At 48.4% G+C, this 20,570-nt stretch carries 21 protein-coding genes; 6 read left to right on the top strand and 15 right to left on the bottom strand.

Annotated elements, in window-relative coordinates; genetic code table 11:
* Positions 1-133: 133 nt before the first annotated feature.
* From JZI27_RS20480 to JZI27_RS20435, 10 genes are all read right to left on the bottom strand, one after another.
* Positions 134-925: an ABC transporter permease gene (locus tag JZI27_RS20480; RefSeq protein WP_122908089.1), complete on the bottom strand. Its 792-nt coding sequence runs from the start codon at positions 923-925 to the stop codon at positions 134-136.
* A 4-nt stretch (positions 926-929) separates the two neighbouring features.
* Entirely contained in the window at positions 930-1,703 is a 774-nt protein-coding gene (locus JZI27_RS20475) for an ABC transporter ATP-binding protein (protein ID WP_122908090.1), read from the bottom strand.
* Between the two features lie 12 nt (positions 1,704-1,715).
* Complete coding sequence (locus JZI27_RS20470) at positions 1,716-2,774, bottom strand: ABC transporter substrate-binding protein (protein ID WP_280209034.1); 1,059 nt, start codon at positions 2,772-2,774, stop codon at positions 1,716-1,718.
* A gap of 94 nt (positions 2,775-2,868) precedes the next feature.
* Positions 2,869-3,378: a DinB family protein gene (locus JZI27_RS20465; protein WP_280209032.1), complete on the bottom strand. Its 510-nt coding sequence runs from the start codon at positions 3,376-3,378 to the stop codon at positions 2,869-2,871.
* 243 nt (positions 3,379-3,621) lie between these two features.
* A complete protein-coding gene (locus JZI27_RS20460; RefSeq protein ID WP_122908093.1) occupies positions 3,622-4,407 on the bottom strand; it encodes an ABC transporter ATP-binding protein in 786 nt (261 codons plus the stop codon).
* Between the two features lies 1 nt (position 4,408).
* The gene (locus tag JZI27_RS20455) at positions 4,409-5,206 is read right to left on the bottom strand and encodes an ABC transporter permease (RefSeq protein ID WP_122908094.1); all 798 of its coding nucleotides are present in this window, start codon (positions 5,204-5,206) and stop codon (positions 4,409-4,411) included.
* A 68-nt stretch (positions 5,207-5,274) separates the two neighbouring features.
* Positions 5,275-6,309 carry an ABC transporter substrate-binding protein gene (locus tag JZI27_RS20450; RefSeq protein WP_280209029.1) on the bottom strand — a complete coding sequence of 345 codons (1,035 nt, stop codon included), beginning with the start codon at positions 6,307-6,309 and terminating at the stop codon, positions 5,275-5,277.
* An 11-nt stretch (positions 6,310-6,320) separates the two neighbouring features.
* The gene (gene hisC / locus JZI27_RS20445; RefSeq protein WP_280209028.1) at positions 6,321-7,433 is read right to left on the bottom strand and encodes a histidinol-phosphate transaminase; all 1,113 of its coding nucleotides are present in this window, start codon (positions 7,431-7,433) and stop codon (positions 6,321-6,323) included.
* On the bottom strand, positions 7,430-8,524 hold the full coding sequence (locus JZI27_RS20440) for an iron-containing alcohol dehydrogenase family protein (protein ID WP_280209027.1): 1,095 nt from the start codon (positions 8,522-8,524) through the stop codon (positions 7,430-7,432). Before JZI27_RS20440 ends, hisC begins: the two co-directional genes overlap by 4 nt.
* A 265-nt stretch (positions 8,525-8,789) precedes the next feature.
* The gene (locus JZI27_RS20435; protein ID WP_280209026.1) at positions 8,790-10,925 is read right to left on the bottom strand and encodes an immunoglobulin-like domain-containing protein; all 2,136 of its coding nucleotides are present in this window, start codon (positions 10,923-10,925) and stop codon (positions 8,790-8,792) included.
* A gap of 159 nt (positions 10,926-11,084) precedes the next feature.
* Between JZI27_RS20435 and JZI27_RS20430 the strand changes: the two genes are divergently transcribed.
* The 5 genes from JZI27_RS20430 to JZI27_RS20410 all read left to right on the top strand — a co-directional run bounded on the left by JZI27_RS20430 (position 11,085) and on the right by JZI27_RS20410 (position 14,647).
* Positions 11,085-12,425, top strand: a complete 1,341-nt coding sequence (locus JZI27_RS20430; protein WP_280209025.1) for a hypothetical protein — start codon at positions 11,085-11,087, stop codon at positions 12,423-12,425.
* A 440-nt stretch (positions 12,426-12,865) separates the two neighbouring features.
* Complete coding sequence (locus tag JZI27_RS20425) at positions 12,866-13,141, top strand: hypothetical protein (RefSeq protein WP_280209024.1); 276 nt, start codon at positions 12,866-12,868, stop codon at positions 13,139-13,141.
* Position 13,142: 1 nt separating this feature from the next.
* Entirely contained in the window at positions 13,143-13,484 is a 342-nt protein-coding gene (locus JZI27_RS20420; RefSeq protein ID WP_280209023.1) for a hypothetical protein, read from the top strand.
* Positions 13,485-13,501: 17 nt separating this feature from the next.
* A complete protein-coding gene (locus JZI27_RS20415; RefSeq protein WP_280209022.1) occupies positions 13,502-13,882 on the top strand; it encodes a hypothetical protein in 381 nt (126 codons plus the stop codon).
* A 444-nt stretch (positions 13,883-14,326) separates the two neighbouring features.
* Complete coding sequence (locus tag JZI27_RS20410) at positions 14,327-14,647, top strand: hypothetical protein (protein ID WP_280209020.1); 321 nt, start codon at positions 14,327-14,329, stop codon at positions 14,645-14,647.
* A 786-nt stretch (positions 14,648-15,433) separates the two neighbouring features.
* Here the strand turns inward: JZI27_RS20410 and JZI27_RS20405 are convergent.
* From JZI27_RS20405 to JZI27_RS20390, 4 genes are all read right to left on the bottom strand, one after another.
* Positions 15,434-15,751 (bottom strand): hypothetical protein, encoded by a 318-nt coding sequence (locus tag JZI27_RS20405; RefSeq protein ID WP_280209019.1) that lies wholly within the window; start codon positions 15,749-15,751, stop codon positions 15,434-15,436.
* Between the two features lie 203 nt (positions 15,752-15,954).
* A complete protein-coding gene (locus JZI27_RS20400; protein WP_280209017.1) occupies positions 15,955-16,602 on the bottom strand; it encodes a response regulator transcription factor in 648 nt (215 codons plus the stop codon).
* 191 nt (positions 16,603-16,793) lie between these two features.
* A complete protein-coding gene (locus JZI27_RS20395) occupies positions 16,794-17,345 on the bottom strand; it encodes a phosphoribosyltransferase family protein (protein WP_280209015.1) in 552 nt (183 codons plus the stop codon).
* Between the two features lie 23 nt (positions 17,346-17,368).
* A complete protein-coding gene (locus JZI27_RS20390) occupies positions 17,369-18,430 on the bottom strand; it encodes a SulP family inorganic anion transporter (protein WP_251242768.1) in 1,062 nt (353 codons plus the stop codon).
* Positions 18,431-18,726: 296 nt separating this feature from the next.
* Here JZI27_RS20390 and JZI27_RS20385 point away from each other — a divergent pair, with 296 nt between their 5' ends.
* Positions 18,727-19,248, top strand: a complete 522-nt coding sequence (locus JZI27_RS20385) for a Crp/Fnr family transcriptional regulator (RefSeq protein ID WP_251242769.1) — start codon at positions 18,727-18,729, stop codon at positions 19,246-19,248.
* Position 19,249: 1 nt separating this feature from the next.
* Here JZI27_RS20385 and hmpA read toward each other — a convergent pair whose 3' ends face one another.
* On the bottom strand, positions 19,250-20,464 hold the full coding sequence (gene hmpA / locus JZI27_RS20380; protein ID WP_280209013.1) for an NO-inducible flavohemoprotein: 1,215 nt from the start codon (positions 20,462-20,464) through the stop codon (positions 19,250-19,252).
* Between the last annotated feature and the right edge of the window lie 106 nt (positions 20,465-20,570).

Raw genomic sequence — 20,570 nt, 5'->3', positions numbered from 1 at the left:
TGCACTTATACTATCTTCCGCTAATCTTTTTAGCGCTTTAGCGCACTTAAACTTTCCGATAGTACAAAAAAAGCGAGAAAATCAGCCCGACCTTCGGCTTCTTTTCTCGCTTACAGTTGCTACTATTGATCGTTTACTTCCAAGGAACCAGCTTGCGCTCCAGCCACTGGAGCACACGGTTAAACGTCAAGCCGAGCAGAGAGAGTACCAGTACCCCGACCATCAGCTTAGTGGTAATCATCAGGTTTCCGTAATGCAGCACCATCGAGCCAATCCCCTGTTGCGCGGCGATCATCTCGGCGGAGACCAAGAGGAGCAGGGAAGTCCCTGCTGACAGCTTCAATCCGGCAAAGATCATCGGCAAGGAAGCTGGCAGGATAACCTTGCGAATGACGTTGAAATGATTGGAGCCAAACGTCACTGCCGCCTTGATCAGCATCGGGTCTACGTTTTTCACGCCAGAGAACGTATTGATTACGACCGGGAAGAATACCCCCAGCGCAATGATCGCGATCTTCGGCATTTCACCGATACCCAGCCATAGGATAATCAGCGGCAGAAGAGCGATTTTCGGGATCGGATAGATCGAATAGACGATCGGCGTCAGGATGGCATCAGTCCATCTGGAGAAGCCGAGAATCAGTCCGAAAAGAATCCCTACACTCGCACCGATGACATATCCCCCACCGATCCGGTAGAGACTGGCGACCAGGTCCTCGTACAATTCACCGCTTACGAGCATTTCCCAGCCCGCAGCCAGAATCGCGGTCGGTGCCGGCAAAAACAGCGGAGGTACAATATTCAGTCGACATACGATTTCCCACAGCACCAAAAGTACGGTAATGCCCAGCACAGCGGCATAGCTCGGGATTTTCGTTTCCAAAAAAGCAACACGGTTGGTTATGATTTGTTTTTGCTCTGGCATTTTCTTATCCCTCCCTCGACGCTTCCTGGGCATCGTGGCGAATGAGCTGCCAGATTTCATCGACATACTGCTCAAAGCGCATGCGGTATTCGTCTTTATCCCGTCCGATTTTCGGCAAATCAATGTGGATGATGCTTTTTACCTGGCCAGGATGACGCGAGAGAACGATGACACGGTCAGCCAGGTAGACAGCCTCCTGGATGTTGTGCGTCACATAGAGCGTGCTCAAGCGCGTCCGATCCCAAATCGTGAGCAATTCTTCCTGCATGATCGTCCGCGTCTGAGCGTCCAGCGCGGAAAAAGGCTCGTCCATCAGCAGCAGATCAGGCTCGATCGCCAAGGCCCTGGCAATCCCGGCACGCTGCCGCATCCCGCCTGAAAGCTGCTTGGGATAGGCATTTTCAAAGCCGCTCAAGCCGACCATATCGATGTAGTGCTTGCCTTTTTCCTGCTGCTCCTGCTTGCTAGCTCCGCTTTCCTCCAGCCCGTAAATCACATTTTCATACACCGTACGCCACGGAAACAAAGCGATCTCCTGAAAAACGATCCCCAGATTCGGCTTTTTGCTGCCCGTCCCTTCGAAATAGACAGAGCCGTTGCTCGGCGACATCAATCCACCGACGATGTTCAAAAGGGTAGACTTTCCGCATCCGCTAGGTCCCACCAAGACGACAAACTCTTGCTTCTCAATGGCAAAGTTGATATTTTGTAATGCCGTCACTTCTCTTTTTTTCGCGTCCACAAACGTCTTGTCTACATTCTCGATGACGATTCTCATACGGTCACTTCCCTAATTTTTCAATGCATCTTCCAGCAATTTCGTGTTCACGATCTCAGACGTGTCGATGACTTTATCGATCAGCTTCTCTTTTGCATACCACTCCACCTGAGTCTTGATGTCGGACTCGAGCAGTTTACCATCGCGGTCCATGTACGGCATTCCCTTTTTGATCATGTCCGCTTCCTGGTCTGTATACTTCGCGATGATGTTGACGACTTCATCGTAGTTTTCACCTGGAACGATCTTGCCATCTACTTTGTTCAATACTGCATCATAGTAGTATTGCGTGGCTTTGGCATACGCCTTGAGGAAACGCTGTGCCGCATCCTTGTTTTCCGCAAATTTAGGTGAGAAGAAGATACCGGAAGTCTGGTACTCCATTTCATCCCCTACTTGTGCAATCACTTTGCCGTAGCCTTCTTCTACTACAGTCGAAATGTTTGGCTCATTCAGCAGCACGGCGTCAACTTGCTTGCTTTTCAATGCTTCCATCAAACCCTTGATGTTATTAAGTGGGATCAGTTCGATATCCTGCAAGGTCAAACCGTGTTTTTCCAGCAATTTACCTGCCATATAGTGATAGGTAGAACCGGTTTGCGTGATTCCCAGCTTTTTCCCCTTTAACTCTTCAATGCTTTTAAGAGGTGAATCGCTTGGGTACAACAAAGCTGAAGAAGAATAGCCAGCCTGCTCTCTTCCTTTATCCGCTACGATCACAAGCTTTTGTCCGCCTGCTACCATGTTGTACAAGCTCGCTGTAATACCTGTAGCACCCACGTCTACGCTGCCTGCAGCAGTAGCCACAGCGATAGGCTGAGCCGCATCGAACCACTTGGCCTTGGCATCAATACCTTCTTCTTGAAAAAAGCCTTTTTCAATACCAATAAACAACGGAGCCGAGCTGGTCAGCTTCAGCATCCCAATCTCCAACGATACTGCTTCTGCAGCTTGTCCCTGTTCTGGTTGCGGCTGTTCGGCCGAGCTACCTCCCTCTGTCTTGCCACAGCCGGCAAGTGCAAGAGCGAGAACCAGGAAAGAGCTCAAAGCAAGCTTTACTGATTTCTTCATTTCTCTCTACCTCCTAGGTGTAACGTACTCACCTTTTTATTTTTTTATCATAATAACAAAAAATCACGTATTTTTCGACAAAATTGTTAATAGGTCAATGATTCCATTGGAGTAATCTCTCCTCGCCTTCCTGCAACAGCTTCGCCATATAGACGATTTGACCCGTGTGGTAGGAATAATGAGCGGTCGTATGGTAAACCAGCTCCATGAGTGGTCGACTGTAGGAAGCGATGCCCGAATCCGGCGGATAACAGATATGTACTTCCCTCTCAAAATCTTCTGCTGTAAGTCCTTGCAGCTCGCTTCTCGTCTGCTCTCGAACCTCTTTTAACCATTCCAACAACCCTGCCGCCGTATGACCTCCCTCTGCCAAGAATTCAGCGGATCGTTCACGTATAAACGGTTTCCTCCCGATCCCACTCACCATGTTTTGATACTCATTTCCTGCCAGGTGCAGGATCAGGTTGCCGATACTATTCGTACTTCCTCTCAGCTTTCTCCAGATCATTTCTTCTGGCAGACGATTCACTGCCTTTTCGATACGCTCCAGCTCCGTGTCCAATAGATGCAATGTCTGTTTGAAAAAAGGGTGTATGGCTCGCACATCCTCTCTGATATTTTGGTTTCTAACGGTAAACCTAAAACCCATCATAGATCAAAAATACTTTTAAATAAATGTGAAACCGTTAAACGCTCCAGCCTGACCGGCCACGCAGAAATTGCCATGTTTCTTCCCTAGGATCTTGCTTCTTGCCTCCAGTCTTACCAGCCGCAGATCGAGCAAAGCATCCAATTCATACAAAAAGCTTCACTATCTTAAGAAAAGGATAGTGAAGCTTTTTTGCTCTTACGGTTTTACCGCCTTCAGGCTCTCTTCGCGGATCAGATCCAGCAATTCGAGCTTAAGCGCTAAAAACTCTTCGCTGCTCTTGTTGTGATAGTCGCGTGGACGAGCCAGCGGCACCTTGATATTCTTCTTCAGACGTCCAGGTCTGGCTGTCATCACATAGATCGAGTCGCCCAGGAATATCGATTCTTCCACGTCGTGCGTGATGAAGAGAATCGTTTTCTTCGATTCCTCCCACACCTTCAGCAGAATCTCCTGCATGATTGCCCGTGTCTGCGCGTCGAGGGCTCCAAACGGCTCATCCATCAGCAGGATTTCCGGCTCGTTGGCGAGCGCACGTGCAATGGCTACACGCTGCTTCATCCCACCCGACAATTGGATCGGGTAATGCTTGTCAAAGCCTTTCAGTCCGATCAGATCGAGGTAATGCTGGGCGATCTCGTCCTGCTGCTTTTTCGGTACGCCTTTCAGATCCAGGCCAAACGTGATGTTGTCCTTCACGGTCAGCCACGGATACAGCGTGTAGGATTGAAACACCATGCCACGATCAGGTCCAGGTCCATGAATTTCTTTGCCATCCAAATATACGTGTCCGGACGTCGGTTCTTCGAGTCCTGCCACTACACGCAGAATCGTGGACTTCCCGCAGCCCGAAGGCCCCAGAATGGTGACAAATTCGCCTTCCTGCACACTGAAGGAAGTCTGGTCCAAAGCGGTCACGTTGCCGCTCTTGGTCGAAAATACCTTGCCTACATTATCAATGACGAGTTTTGGCGTCGTTGTCATCTTATGATCCTTCCTTTCTCATCCAGGAGAAAGATGCGCGATAAATGGCTTTGAAAATAATGTCCATGATCAATCCCAACAAACCAATGATCAAGATACCGACGATAATCTTGTCAGGCTTGAGGAAACGGGAAGCCTGCATAATCATGTAGCCCAATCCTTCTGATGCCCCTACCAGCTCGGCTACGACCAGATAGGTCCACGCCCAGCCAAATGTGATACGCAGCGTGTCCACGATGCCCGGCATCGAAGCAGGCAGGATCACGCGTCTGAACAATTGCAGCTTCTTGGCACCCAGAGTGTAGGATACCTCGATCAGTTCATTCTGTACGTTTTTCGTCACGTCCATCGTCATCAGGGTGAGCTGAAAAAAGGTACCGAAGAAAATAACTGCCATCTTCTCAGCCTCGCCCAGCCCGATCCACAAAATAAATAATGGAATAAACGCGGAAGCAGGCATGTAGCGAATAAAACCGATGATCGGTTCAAACGCCCCTTCCATGATGCGCAGTGTTCCCATCAGCATCCCGAGCGGAACACCGATCAATGCAGCCAAGACAAATCCAGACAAGACACGGGAGAAGCTTATCCCGATATCACCGAGGATTTCACCGCTTTGAAACATGGAAACGCCTGTTTTCACAACCTGATCAGGTGCCGGCAGGAACAGCGCGTTCACAAATCCACCGTACGAAAGCACAGACCAGACGAGTAATAGCAAGAGAAACGTAGCAATCCCCGCCCCGGAGTACAACGGTTTGGCGATCTCCTTCTTCGGGGTAAAGACATTCTTCCACATCTGTCATCCCTCATTTTTTGCATGGATAGTAGTTACATGAGAAAAGGAGGCCCTAATGGGGCACTCCTCTACAGTCCAACAACAAACGTCGGATTCAGTACATCTTCCACTTTAGGAGCATTATCGATCAGCTTTTGTTCAACATAGAAGTCAATTGCATTTTGAGTGGATTGATAAATTTGGCCTTGCTTGTCAGCAGTACCAAAGAGCTCCTTGTTCTCTTCCTTGTGCAGGAATTTCAAGCCTGGAACTGTGCCAGTGAACTCTGCCAAATCAATTTTCAGTCCTTTTGCCATGATCTCGTTGGACTCATCACCGTTTTGCTTCCAGTAATCCATTGCTTCGGCCATAGCAGCTACGAAAGCTTTTACGTCATCAGGGCGTTTTTCTACAACATCCTTGTGGAAACCAACCGTGTCCACGATGATACCAGGCAAGTCTTTGGTCGTAACCAGAATTCCACCGTCAGCTTGTGAAGCCTTGGACAGCCAAGGTTCCCATGTTACCGCTGCATCTACTTGACCTGCTACGAAAGCAGCACCCGCATCCCCAGCAGACATTTGCACCATTTCTACATCTTTATCCGTCAAGCCGGCTTGTTTCAGCGCAGTCAGCAGCAGCAAGTGGCTGGTAGATCCCTGTTCAAATGCAACTTTCTTGCCTTTCAAATCAGCAGCAGACGCGATCTCTTTCTTGGCAATGATTCCATCTCCGCCATAAGAGTCATCCAGGAGCCATACCACTTGCATCGGTACACCGGATGCAGCCAGCGTTACCTGAACGTCCAATGCTGTCGCCATACCATCTACCTGACCACCAGCCAGCGCAGCTTTACGCTCTGCCAGACCTTCGATGGTCGACAATTCTACATTCACACCGTGTTTTTCAAAGAATCCTTTTTCCTTTGCCAGGAACAACGGACCATAGCCTGTCCAGGTTGGCAGTGTTACCTTGAGCGGAGTTTTCGCAGCATCACCAGCTGGTGCTGCCTGATTCGAACCCTCTGCTGGCTGGCTTGGTGCAGTTCCCGCATTACCAGAACCACAGCCTACCAAACCGATACAAAGCAGTGCAGATAGCATCAAAAACTTGAACTTCTTCAATGTACTTCCCCCTAAGCTGTTTCTATAATGTCTTTCATTGCTGCTACAAAAGCCTGCATTTCATGTGGCTGACCGATGGAGATGCGCAAGGATGTCGTAAGCCCATAACCGGAAAGGTTGCGAACGACCACGCCACGCTCTGCCAATTGATCAAACATGAATTTGCTGTCTTTGCCTGTGTCTACACAAACAAAGTTGGTGTTGCTCGGCAGATAGTTCATGCCCAGCTCTTCAAACAACTCCACAATCAGTTCTTTGCCGACTTGATTGATACTTCTCGACTTGGCTACATGCTGCTCGTCATCCAGACTCGCCAGAGCACCAGCTTGAGCGATGCTGTTCACATTGAAAGGCGGTCTGACATGGTTGATCGCATCGACGACATCGGCATGTCCAATCCCAAAACCGATCCGTGCAGCTGCCAAAGAGTAGATCTTGGAGAACGTGCGAATGACAAACACATTCTTAAACTGTTTGACGAACTCTACAGAAGTGCGATATTCCGGATCAACAGCATACTCGTGGTACGCCTCATCAATGACTACCAGCACATGCTCTGGCACACGAGCCAGGAAAGCACGAAGCTCATCCGCAGGGATCACGGTACCCGTAGGATTGTTAGGATTGCACAAGAAGATGGTTTTGGTAGCTGGTGTGATGAGATCAAGGATCGCATCCAAATCTACGCCCAAATCTTCTTTCATGGGAGAAAATACGGGTTTTGCCCCCATCAGATGAGTCGAAGCCAGGTACTGAACGAAGGAGACGACTGGAATAATCACTTCGTCTTCTGGCTCCAGGAAGGTTTGCGCGACCAGGATGATCATCTCGTCAGCACCGTTGGACAAAATGACGTTATCAGGTTGGACTCCTTCCTTTTCCGCGATGCGGTTTAGGACTGCCTCACCGTTAGAGCTCGGATACAGGTTCAGCTGCAGTAGAGCCTTTTGCATAGCTTCTACAGCCTTTGGAGAAGGGCCGAGCGGATTTTCATTGAAGCTCAGCTTGTACACCTGATCTTTGCCCAATGCCTGCTTCATCTCTTCTACAGGCAGATCAGCCAGCTGACAAACGTAAGGCATCAAGTTTGGGTAAACCTTGCGTACCATATTGTCCAGTTTCATTGCTGCTTCACCTTCCTTCCGATTTGGTCGGCTCCCTGCACCGCATGGATCACCATGTCAGGTGTAACGGAGAAAGGCATGTTCGCCATATCCTCGATATCGACCGTTACGTCACCGAGACGCTTCCAGTCATCTGCGGACAGGTCTTTAATCGCCATGTCTTCCAGCGTATACGGCAGCTCGACTTTTTGATAGAACGCGATCAGCTCGCGAATTTCTTCTTCACTCTTGCCTTCGAGCACCAGCTGAGACAAGATGCCAAAGGCAACAATCTCTCCGTGATACGTGTCATGCACTTCCGGGAAGATCGTCAATCCCGAATAGATCGCATGCGCTGCAGCCGTCCGGCAATCATCTCCACCGTATCCGCTGACACTTCCGCTGATCAGGATAATGCTATCGATGACATCGTTGACGGACTGGTCCACTTTCCCCTGCTTGATCGTCTCGATCGCTGATGGACCTTTTTCCAACAAGAGATGATAGAGTTCATTGGCCAGCTTCACGGCACTTCTGTTCAATGCAGTGGATTGGCTCTTCTTCACGGATGCAGAGGACTCAAACCACTTGGCCAATGTATCGCCAATCCCTGCGACCAAAAAGCGATATGATGCTTTCGCGATCACATCCGAATCTACCAGGACCAGGCTAGGGGCCTTGGAACGATGGCTGATCTCGGTAAACGTGCCTTCGTCATCGTACATGATGGCAATCGGTGTCGCCGCAGCACAAGTGGCAGCAATCGTCGGAATCGCGAGGACGGGCAGCTTTTCAGCGAAAGCGACGGCTTTGACCGTATCGATCGCCTTGCCTCCGCCTACTGCTACGATCACTTGCGGCTTTTTATCCTGCACGATCTGGCTTAGCCGCTCTACCTGCGTCCAAGAGCACTCTCCACCATACCACTCGAAACCTTTATTCTCTATTTTGTATGCATCCAGAGACTTCTTGACCTGCATCTCGACAACCGACAAGGCCCTTTTGCCGCCGATAAACAAGGCGCTGTCGCCGAACTCTTTTATATAGGAACCGACTTCTTCCAATAATCCTGCTTCACGAACATACTTTGCCGGGCCTGGGATCGTATACATGCTGACATCTCCCTGTGGTTTTATTCAATCTCTCGTATGAATATACAACGATATAATATAATATTATTTTGTAAATTGTTTGTCAACTATAAATAGAAACAAAGGTGTTTTTGATCTGCATTTTATATTCTTTTATTTTAGTTTATTATTTTCTTTTTGAGAACTAGACGAGATGAATTTTTTATGCTGACAAGCTGGTAAATCGAGTCAACGATTAAAAAAACTCCTGGCCCTGGTTTTTAGTACAGGATCAGGAGTTTTCACCTTATTTTCGTACCGTAATTCGAATCTTGACTTCTTTTCCCGCGTAAGAAGCCTTTATCGTTGTCGTGCCTGCTGAGCCCCCCGTGATCACACCATCCTCTACTTGCACGATCTCCGGGTCTTCCACACTCCATTCCACTTCCTCGGTCACGTCTTCCTTGTAGCTTCCTTCATAGACCGCCGTAATGATCGTCGAAACGGATTGCTCTGCCCGAAGAGTCAGGCTGGCACGATTCGCCCTCAGTTGCTGCGGCTTCTTTTCTTCCACCACGAGGACACTGGCCTTCACCGTTTTGCCTCCGTACTTAGCTGTCAGCACTGCTCTTCCCTTTTTCAGTGGAACCAGTACGCCTTCTTTGTCCACCTCTACAATGTCTGGTGTACTCGTTGACCAGCGTACCCGTTCTGTGACGTCTTCTTCTCGCTTATTGCTAAAAACAGCTTGAATCCTCAGGGTTTGCTCCTCTTCCATCTCCAGTACGACCTGTTTTGCCGATGCGGACAAGGATTTGACGGTTACTTCGGAGATGACAACAGGAATCGTAAGCTCTTCTCCCTGATAGCGTACGATCAGGTCCGTTTCACCTTCTGCTTTGGCTGAAGTCACACGACCAGCCGTTACCTTCGCCAGCTTGCTGTCGATGCTGTACGTAGTGTTTTTGTCTTTCGTAATGTCCTTTCTCCTGCCATTTTCCATGAGATATACCTTGAAGCTTGCGGTTCGACTTGGTTTGATCAGGAGCATGGATTCAGAAGCTTCTAGGATTGGGGAATCCGCCTCCTTCTTCTCCACTGTGACCGTCACTGTAGCTTCTGATCCCCGATAACGGACAATAACCTGAGCTTCCCCCGCTTTTTTGCCAGCAGTAATCCGTCCCTGTTTCACCGTAACCAGATCCTGTTCGAGGTCATAGCTGGTATCCTTGTTTTTCGTGATGTCTTTTCGTCCTTTTCCTTCTACCGCATAGACCTTGAAGGCTTTGCTCTCACCTGGGCTTAATCGGATGGTAGCAGGAGACACTTCGAGCCGCAGCTTTTCTGCCCCCTCCTTCACGACTGTGACTTCGCTGCTCGCCGTTTTGCTGCCATCTTGAGTCGTGACCGTGATCGTGGCTCGCCCTGTTTGTTTCGCGATAAGGCTGCCATTTTCATCCATCACCACAACGCCTGTGTCACTACTGCTCCAGCTCACGGCCTGATTGGTCGCGTTGGACGGTGTGATCGCCGCATGCAAAGTCACGGGCTCTCCTCCAAGGGTGAGCGTCAAGGCTGGCGGTGTGAGCGTAACGGATGTGACAGGAACCACAACAGGAGGAAGCGGCGTTACAGGGCGGTTCATTACACGTACTCTGCGGATCACCGGAGCAGCCTGATTGCCTGCCCAGTCCTTTGCGTCATATTGGAGGGTGTACGTATCCAATTTGCTGGTGTCGACAGTCCCCGTGACAACAGGTGTCAAGCCTGTCGCGATATTGTCAGTAATCGTCACACCAGGATCCTGGAAGACACTCCCCCGGTACAGGTTCATTGTAGCTGCTCCATGAAGGGTGATGGTTGGAGCGATTCTATCGATGCGCACCTCGGCTTCTGCTATTTCGCTGACATTTTGCAAAGCATCCGTCTGCCTCGCGTATAGTTTCGTTTGATTCTCGTCATGAATGCTGAATGGACTAACGTATGCCGACCATACCTGACCATCCAGGCTGTATTCCAGTAATGCGTCCGCTTCTCCGCTCAACGTTACCTCTACATCACCCTTCGTCCAACCGGATGGGTCGAGCGAAATCGTCGGTTCGAGCAGTGCACCTTCGCGAACCACTTTTACGGTTCGCGTCACAGGGTTAGCCTGGTTGCCTGCATGATCTACTGCCTGATAAGAAAGGGTATAGTCTCCCAGTCTGCTGATATCGACTGTACCCGACTTGGAAAGCATCGGACTTGGATCAAGAGCATCAGAAACCTGTACACCTGGATCAATAAAAGGATCTCCTTTGTGTATGCTCATCTGTAAATCGCCATTTAACGTAATCACGGGAGCCGTTTTATCGATACGCACCTGTACTTCCGCTGCCTCGCTGACGCTTTGTGTGGCATCTCCCTGTCTGACGTATACGGAATAGCTCCCCTCTGCCGTCATGACAACACCCCTAACTCGTTTTACCGCTCAGATAGTAGACAGGAAGCAAATGCTCGGTGGATTCATGCTTTTGCCCTGGATATTGATGTGAAAAATGAATTTGCTTACCAAGCTGGAATCAAGCTGCCGGACGTCATTGATCGTATCGAGGTGGCTGGCTTGCCTATGCCTACAGCCGTGATCCAGACGCTTTCTGGCGGCTTCCAAGCGCTCTGGATGCTCTCGCGAGCAGTACGTGCTATGCCAAAAGTACGCGTGCTGTTTGGGGCGATTCAACGTCATATGGCCAGCGACATACAAGGCGATCTACGCGCTATTGGAGTAGAGCGTATTTTCCGCACACCTACAGAAAGAAACCTGATTTATTTTGAACCAAGTCAGATCTATGACTTCCAGACTTTCATTGATTGGCGTGAAATTAATCATCCCCTCGTTTGGAATCGGACAAGCCTTCATTTTGAGCAGTACGACATTATGAATCATCCAGCGATCGTTCGCTTGTACAACCAGGATGCCGAGGACGGGAAGCGTGAAGCGTCTTGCCTGACGCTTATTTTGGCCATGAAATTTTCAGGCTGGCCAATAGAACGGACGATGGCTGAAATGGAAAAATGGTGGCATGAGTGCTGCGAGAAAGGCGGCAAAAAGCCCTTCACGCTGAAGGACGTTGTCTATCGCGTGAAACGGACTTATCGCCGCGCAGACTTGCAAGGCCCTGGTGCTGAAGAAGTACGTGAACTTACCGGTATGGACTTCACGTACAACGTGGTTCGCTTTTACACGCCTGCTAAGAGCCGTGAGGAACGCAAATACAGCCACAAGTACGAATGGAAGGCTGATCTACTAGATTTGCTACAAAAAGAAAATGGGACGCTTTCTGGCTCTCTGGCGACTATCGCTGGGAAGTTAGGGTGTGCTGTGTCTAGTTTGAAGAACGTCCTCGCTGAGATGCAAAACGAGGGTGCTATTGTTGTGGAATCAAAGCGTGGACGTAACGGATCGACGGCTATTGCGTTGGTCGAGCAAGCGCAGGAGGCGTTTATTTTGGAAGCTGCTGCTGCTAAAAATACAAACCAAGAAAAGAGCCAAATTGATAATACAATAGGTGAGGTGGTGGGTGGGGCTGCGCCTGCGCTCGTTACGTTGCCTGGTTCTGCTGCTGATCTAGTGGGATTGCTGGCTTTGCTTAACGCGCCTTTCCCTTCGTCTCTTCCTCTTTACCTTACGGATCTCTACCGCGATACTGTGGCGGTTTGGACTCTACCTTCTGCTGATCCTGCCTACGCACAGGATGCTGCGACTCATACCTGGCTTATTCTTAAGAGCACGCTCATGACTTGTCTGCGCGCTACTAAGCGTGAGCGCATCGCTCATTTAACGGCCTATGTGCGCCAGGCTATGTCTGCTGCGTTACTCGAGCTGATCGAACATGGCTATAGCGTGGATCGCTTGCCTGCATCAGTAGTTTGGCAGCTATATCCTGATCGTGGTAGCTCTTAAAAAAACATTTCCCCTCAGGGGGAAGATCATGTTTTGATTTTGAACGTGTTTGGGTTTCTGGAATCAGACGTACCGCTGTCCACCCGTAGAGGGGGTACGTCCAACAACATGCGGATTTTGTACTCTAAGCTCCGAGTGACCGAAAAAACGCAACTAGGCGTTTTTTTGCTAGTTAGAGGGAGTATAGAGACCTTTTATACAACGCAAAATACACCCCTTCTAGGCGGTCTGGTGACGTGCCGATGGACGGGTCTATTCCCAAAACTGCTACCAAGATTTTTGGTAAATGAACTTAAAGGATAAATATTTTACATGTAGAACCTTTTCAATGTGGTTCAAATGTGGTTGTATCCTACAAGTGAGATCTCCATATGTCGAGCCTAAAAGAGTTTATGTGGCTCTATTGTGGTTGGAGTCCATATGTGGGGGAGGTAATTACTATGGACGAGTACTGTTTGATAAACGATTTTGCCAAGAAGATCGGACAGCATCAAAACACTGTTGATGGATGGTTTAAGCAGCTGGAGGAAAGACGTATCCACTACGTGAATCGTGCCAATGGAAAGAAGGTTTATAACAGCCTTGATTTACAGATCGGCTTATATATCCGAGACAAACGAGAGAAAAAGTGGGCTCTTGATCCGATCTTCAGCGAGCTTCCAGAACACTTTGAGTTACGGCCGTTTCCTCCGGACAACACCGCCACAAGTGGTTGATGTGTACGCGGTACGCAAGATGTTCAGCGAGGAGATCCAGAACGCTGTAGTTCAGATGGTGGCAAAACAAACTACCCAAATTCTTCAGGCACTTCCACAACCAAAAAGCAAAGCTGAAGAACGCGCGGAACGGATCGACGCAATACTGGCACAAAGAAAGGTTGAGATCCAACTTCGTAATGAGGCGCTCGCCATGTGGGCTACAAAATCAGAAGCGGATCGTATGAAAAAGGTTGGTTGGTTCCGAAAGGAAGAAGATCGAGATAAACGAGAGCAGTTCATCAGGGATTACATAGATACTCACTTTCCGGATGCATTACGTAAAGAGTATGCTCTTGAGTAATTTATGGAGGGGATCATATGGAGTTTCCGCATCTCGAACCTAACCCGAGACTTAAACATTGCTCTGATTTTGATTTGGTTGAAAATCTAGCAGAACGGCTCTGCGAATTGGCTTTTAGAGAAAGTGTTGAGGAACTGGTTTTAAAGCAAAAAGAAACAACTGATGTTCTTAAAATGAATTTAAAGGATCAGATGTATTATACAAAGGAACTGGAAGAGCAGCTGGCTTACGTATCAGAAGGAACGATTCAAAGAGCTAGGCTGACTAAATGTAGATATATTGAGACGTCATCAATGGACCTTCTTTGTCAAGCGATGGTATTTATAGAGGAGATTGCTTATCGGTTGAAAGATAACTCTGAAAGAGATCAGGGCGGTTACGATGAAAAAGAAGCGTAAAAAGTGACGTCCTGATTCCGAATTGCCGTCACAGGGGAAGGTGGAGATTTTGCGGAGCAAAATACGACCTGACCTTGACGAGCGCGGCGATCCGCAACGCTATAACGTCAGGGTGGGCGACTGCCCATCCCTGCGCTCCCTTTAGGGCGGGGGGCTTTTTTCGTCTTTTGATGTTTTGGCCTAGATCCAGGAGGGGTATCACCAGCAAAACGCGGATTAACAACGGTAAGAATCTCAGTTCGTTTTTAGTCAGGGGGACTATCCCCCAGTGTAGGGGAGTGCTTGCACGAGCCGGTGCCATTTCACTAACAGATCGGTGAGCTGGTTGCGGATCGCGGTCGCCTTGCTTGGCGAAAACGAAATCAGGTTCGCGCTCTAGGTGCATGTTTTTGTAAGATAATCGAAAGTTCCAAGCACTTGGGATTTAATTGAGGGGGATATCTAATGGCAGTCAAAGGGATTGAAACAAAGATTTTCGGTGGATCCATTGCGAAGAAAGAAGAATTTATTTATTGGCATGCTAATCATCGTAAGGCGGCCATCGAAGTATTTGATTTCAGCGACGAGAAGCCTTGTTTTGGAATCCAGGCAACGATGGTTGAAACTGGTGAGAAATTCGCCATTGAGAATGGGTTTACAGAGGACAAGTTAGAAGGTTTAAACGAGATTGTTTCCATGATCGAACAAAAGCTGTTGGAAAGTGATGAACAAGTCAAAGAAAACCTCGCTTTGTTTGAATCGAGAAATAGAGAAAAACAAAGCTAGAGGGAGATCGTTATTTTGGGACGAAAAATGCGATTTGTCCACGATGGGAGGACATTCTGCTCTCGTTTTCTCCAGCCCCCAAAACGCTAATCCGCGAAAATGGCGAAAAACGCCCGAATATGAGGATTCGGACGTTACTTTACATAATGTATGTTATCGGGACCCAACACGAATAGCCCGGTAAACGTCTCTACCAGGCTAAATCCCTTTGCTACCGGTTATGTACAAACCAAGGAACAACGCCGCGCGGCATTTTCGTGGGAGCGTATTGAAGAAAGATGGCCAGAGCTTCCACGCTTTGGTAACAGTATGCCCGATTTGGAATTGTCCATACGGGCCTCTCCCCCACAAAAAATATTTCGTTCTCTTGTAAAAAAAAAACGGACGCTTTTCCTATTATTACTTACGAACTTGATAAAATAGAATTGCGACCAACGCACTAGGGGGATGAGGTCAGTTGAATCATTATAAAGTTAATCCAAATGCAACCGAACGACAGGTTGTTGGAATATTGGATCTTGATAAAATAAACGGCCTTTTAGGTACGAATTTTACAAGGGATGGTGAAGTCTTCTTGTATCCAGGTAGGGGTAGAGCCAACATTTTGACGGTTTTATACGGTAAGCATTAGCGGACACCCAATTGCCTGGTTCCTGACGACCTTAGCGGACGTATCAATCCGATTTATGGCTGCATGATGACCACTAATGATGTTTAGCGGACATTGGCTTAGAGTAGGAAAAGCCTGCTTTTCATGCCCAAAAATTCCCTTAGCGTATATTTTCGTTAAAATGTTGGCGCGACCCCCATCTGAAATGTTTTCGTACGTGTATCACCAAGAAGGGATTCTTTCGTCGGATAATACGTCCCATTTGCGATCCAGATTTGGTCCCCTCTTTGTGCCGATTCCAGCGCTTTTTGCAAAGTGGCGAATGCATCGCCCCAGGAGAGTCCGCTTTTTTCATCGTCCCCCCCATCCGCCTTCACATAGTAAGTTTTCCCTTCCCCTTCTGCAGCCAAAGCCCCTGTAATGGGCAGCACTTGAACACATCCTAACAAGATCGCCAGTGCCAGCATCCAGAACTGCTTCGTTCTTTGATTCATCTGTACAATTCCTCCCTCTAATGGCCCGGTAAACATCTCAACCCCATTTTGTAGCGAGGATATCATGCAGATCCTGTCGGCGGTAAGTGGACAGTTTTTTGTCTACCATTGCCGCGTATTGGAAAAACCGTCTAAACTCTTGCCAATTGCAAGAAAAATAGACGGTTCTCTATCATAAGCCTTTTTCAGTTCGCTAGCGAAATTCATTCTTTCTCGTCACTATCCACCTCAAGCAGCCCCCACTTTTGGCATTTTACAGCCAATTCGATGCTAGACTGCTCCCAATTGAACTTTTTCATGATTCGGCCCACATGTTTTTTCACTGCGGCCAAGCTGACATGGAGCTCCTGCGATATTTGAGTTTGGTTCTTTCCCTCACAAATCATGATAAGCAGTTGACGATCCCCGTTGCTTAGCAGGCTTTTCTTTTTCTCATAGACCATCCTTCTCAACCGATCACCATATTTGGAGCCTTGGTTATGCATGGCCGCACAAATCACATCTGGTAGCTTTTCGAACTCATTCTTGTAGAGATAATCATAGGCTCCATTCATAAACGCTTCATAAAAAATCTCGTCATCGTCTTCCAGTGAGCTCAACATAATCACTTTGACATGGGGATACTGAACCGAAATATCCAGTGTTGCGTCCAGCCCTGAAGCCTTGTGGTCACTCAGCATACTATCCATGACGACAATATCTGCTGGATTGGTATGAAGCATGACAAAGCACTCTTCGATGGAAGATGCACAAGCGTATAACTCTATCTTCTCGTGTCCGAAGAAAAAACTTTGAAGTCCTTCTCTCCAATCCGGATCGTCTTCCACATAGAGAACTTTTATTTTATCCATATTTCTCAACCTTTTGATTGGAATGAGTAGAACGAACCGTCCCTTTGTCACGTTCCCTCTACTCATAGTAAGACGCTTTGTTGAAACACATAAGTAGACATTTCATTGTCTACCAGAAAAATCCAAACAGCAATACAAAAACCCCCTTTTCCTTAGAAAGGGGGGTCTGTCCTTACACTTACTTACTTCTTCTATTTACTTTCATGCGGAAACAATGGCAGCTCCTGCAGGAACAATATATCCTTTCGCTCGACTGCATTACCCTCTGCGAGAATCGCTGCTCTGGCTACGACATGACCGCCAGCCTTGTTGACCAATTCTTCGATCGCGAGCAAAGATTTTCCGGTACTGATCACATCATCAATAATAGCGACGCGTTTTCCTGCGATTTCCTTGGCGTCGGCACCATCCAGGCAGAGAATTTGTGTTTTCTGTGTGGTGATGGACACTACCTCGTTGATCAAGGGAGAATCCATATACGGTTTGGTGCTTTTACGAGCGACGTAGTATTTCTTCATCTGTAACAGACGCGATACCTCGTGAATCAGCGGGATTCCCTTTGCTTCAGCCGTAATCAATACATCCACCTCAGGAAGCTTGTCCGCCAACAGAGGGGCCGCCGCCGTCACCAGTTCTGTATCTCCCAGGATGACAAAGCTTGCAATGCTGAGGTCTTCCGCAATTTGAATGATCGGCAATTGACGAGTAACACCTGCTACTTCCAATGTATAGGTCTTTTCCATGAGACTCCCTCCACTTTCTTCTCTTACATGCCGAATAGGCTAATCAACGCTCTCATCAACAAACCAGCCAGCATACCGAAGAACGGATCAGAAATTGCTGTAACTACCATGGTCATTCCGCCTACGAGGCTGGAAGAAGGGTCCGTGCCAGTCAGGGCCGCCATCGCATTGCCTGGAGCCGTCACGATCGCACCCAGTACAAACAAGAATCCAGCGATCGACTCGCTTGGAATGTAGCGGCCGATTTTGGGCAGCAGTCCCGCGATCAGGATTGCAGCCATGATGATCATCATCAGCACACCGGATGCTACCGGGTTAGGCGCTCCTGATGTAGCAGAAATAATCGCTTCTACAGGGGCACCACCAAACAGGGCAGATACCATGTCAGCCACGCTGCTAATCACTGTCAGGGTATCAATATTTACATCGGTATTGGCAATTTTCCCATTGATCTCACCGAACGCGATGTTGGCACCAATGTTGAGACAAACCATCGCCATGGCACCGCGCCAGATAGCTGTTTTAAAGGATAGCTTTTGCAGCTTGAAGCGATCGTTTTCCAACGGCTTGATCGCTGTGTCTTGCTTCAGAAGTCTGGATACCAAGCTGGACAGTACAACAGAAATCGTGACCGTGTAGACCAAATCTTTTGTTATGAAATAGGTAAGCAAACCGCTCGCCATTGATGTCAGACCAACAGACATGTTGTTGCGTGCCATGTCCCAGGATACTTTTGCCAGCATGATCCCCACACCGGCCATCATGCCATTGGTAATAACAGGGCCAATAAATTCCACGATTTTCTCCAGCATACCGAACAAACCGATGACGGTCATGATCGCTCCGCCGAGGAAGACCATCGAAATCCGATCCCTCATGTTTTTCCCCATCGCTCCGGCCACAGCAATCGTCTCAGCCTGATAGGAGACAACCGCCACAGACCCGGTCATCGCATTCCCTGCAGCCCCTACCAAAAAAGCCAAGGCTGTCGGGACGGAAGCAAAACCGAGCGACAGAGCAAGCAAGCCCTGCGGCAAACCGTTGAGCACAACGGAAAGTGCCGCGACAATATCTTTCCATTCCATTCCTCTCGTACTCCTTTTTCTTTATCTTGATGATCATTTCGAATGAATACAACTAAAACTATCACAATATACGATCGTCTTCAATGATAATCATATTATTATTCGTGTTTTATACCTTGTATTTTGTTTAAACACCCTTAAGGTTCGTAAATGAAGCGATTTATCCGAATGTTATCAGGAGATCCTGTATAAAATTGGAAAGGGACCATCCCACTTGGATGATCCCTTTCCTGCTATAATCTGTGTGAACAAATATGAGCGAATCCATTTTTGGCTCGCTACTCTTGGAGGCCGCAATGATTTTACATAAAGGTGAAACGCTTTTCCGTCAGGGAGAATCCGGGCCGCTCTATCATCTGAAAAGTGGCTTGCTGAAAATTCTGCGTGTCCACGCAGACGGAAGCACGATCTTGGTCAATATCATCGTTCCTGACGAGATCATACCCCATCACTCTCTCATCAGTCCCAATCCGTACTACGGAACGGCAGTAGCCCTTGTTACCTGCGAGATTGAGGTGTTGCCCGAACGGGAATGGTACCAGGAGCTTCAGCAACATCCGCAGAAATGTCTTGCCCTAGCCAAGCAGCTGCAAGATAAGCTGCGCATGATGCAGCAGCGAATCGACCAGCTCACCCAGGTCACTCCCGCGGAAAAGCTGCGGAAGCTTCAGAACTGGTTCGAAGCCTATATAGCGTCGACTCCTTTGACAGACGTGCTAACCCAAGACGAGATTGGTCAATTCATCGGCCTCAGAAGAGAGACTGTCAACCGCTTGCTGCGAGCACAAGCCACCACTGAAAAAAATCTCAATTCCTAGCTTACAAGCTGGCCGCCGGACCGAAAAATTCAACATGAATATCCGAATCGGCTACCCCGCATTGCTTCAGAAGCGTATTCATCGCTCTCATAAAATCTACTGGACCACAAACATAGAAGCTGGCATTCGGGGTCGCAAGCATCTCTTTCAACCAAGGAAGCTCGATATGACCGGCTTTATGATAAGCCTTCGATTCTACGTCACGCTCAGTCGGCTGACTGTAGCACCAGTAGACGGATAGCTGCCCGTGCTTGCCAGCCAGCTCTTCTACCTGCATTCTTAACGCATGAACCTGGCTGTTCTGCGCAGCATGGATGAAAGTGGCTGGCCTGTTCGGCTGTCTCTCCACTACGGTCTGAAGCATACTGATCAAAGGCGTTTGCCCCACTCCACCACTCAAAAATACGATGGGACGAGTCTCTTCACTGTCGAGGACAAAGTCTCCAGCTGGGGCTGAAAGCCACAGCACATCGTCTGCCTGGATCTGTTCATGCAGATAGTTCGAGACTTTACCGGCAGGTCGACCCTCTTCCTCGTCCACTCGTTTTACAGAAATCCGGTAATATGGCTTCCCTGGAGAGTCAGACAAGCTGTACTGACGAATATGAACGTTCTTCTCTCCCGGAATCTCCATCTTCACACTCACATACTGCCCCGGCTCATAAGCGGCAATCGCATTTCCGTCTTGAGGAACGAGATAAAAAGAAGTGATCACGTCGCTTTCCTGTTCTTTCTTCGCCACACGGAATGCTCGGAAGCCTGCCCAGCCGCCTTGCTGCCGCTCTGCTTTCTCGTACATTTCGGCCTCTACACTGATGAATGCGTCCGCGATCACCCCGTAAGCTTCTGCCCATGCCTGTAAAATCTCATCTGTTGCTGCGTCACCTAAAACATCCTTGATCGCTGCAAGCAGGTTTTCCCCGACAATCGGATAATGCTCAGGCAAGATTCCCAGACTGCGGTGCTTGTGCCCGATCTGCTTGACGACAGGTAGAATCGTCTCCAGCTGATCGATATGCTTCGCCGCTGCGTAGACAGCGTTTGCCAACGCATGCTGCTGCCTTCCTTGTTTTTGATTCGCGTGGTTAAAAATATTCAACAGCTCTGGATGCTTCGTAAAAAGCATTTGATAGAAACGCTTTGTGATAGCAGTACCGTGCACTTCCAGCACTGGAACGGTAGATTTGATGATCTCGATGGTTTTTGGACTTAACATGCGACCTTCCCCCTCGTTTGTTTGACTGTTCTTAATTCAAGTATAGGAAAGGAAAAATGTCGCTACTGTGATTGGAATCACACGAAAACGAAACGATTTGTGAAAG

Source organism: Brevibacillus sp. AY1, assembly GCF_029870785.1.
Taxonomy (GTDB): domain Bacteria; phylum Bacillota; class Bacilli; order Brevibacillales; family Brevibacillaceae; genus Brevibacillus; species Brevibacillus invocatus.
The sequence above is the reverse complement of the archived record's forward strand: the minus strand, read 5'-3'. Positions and strand labels throughout refer to the sequence as shown.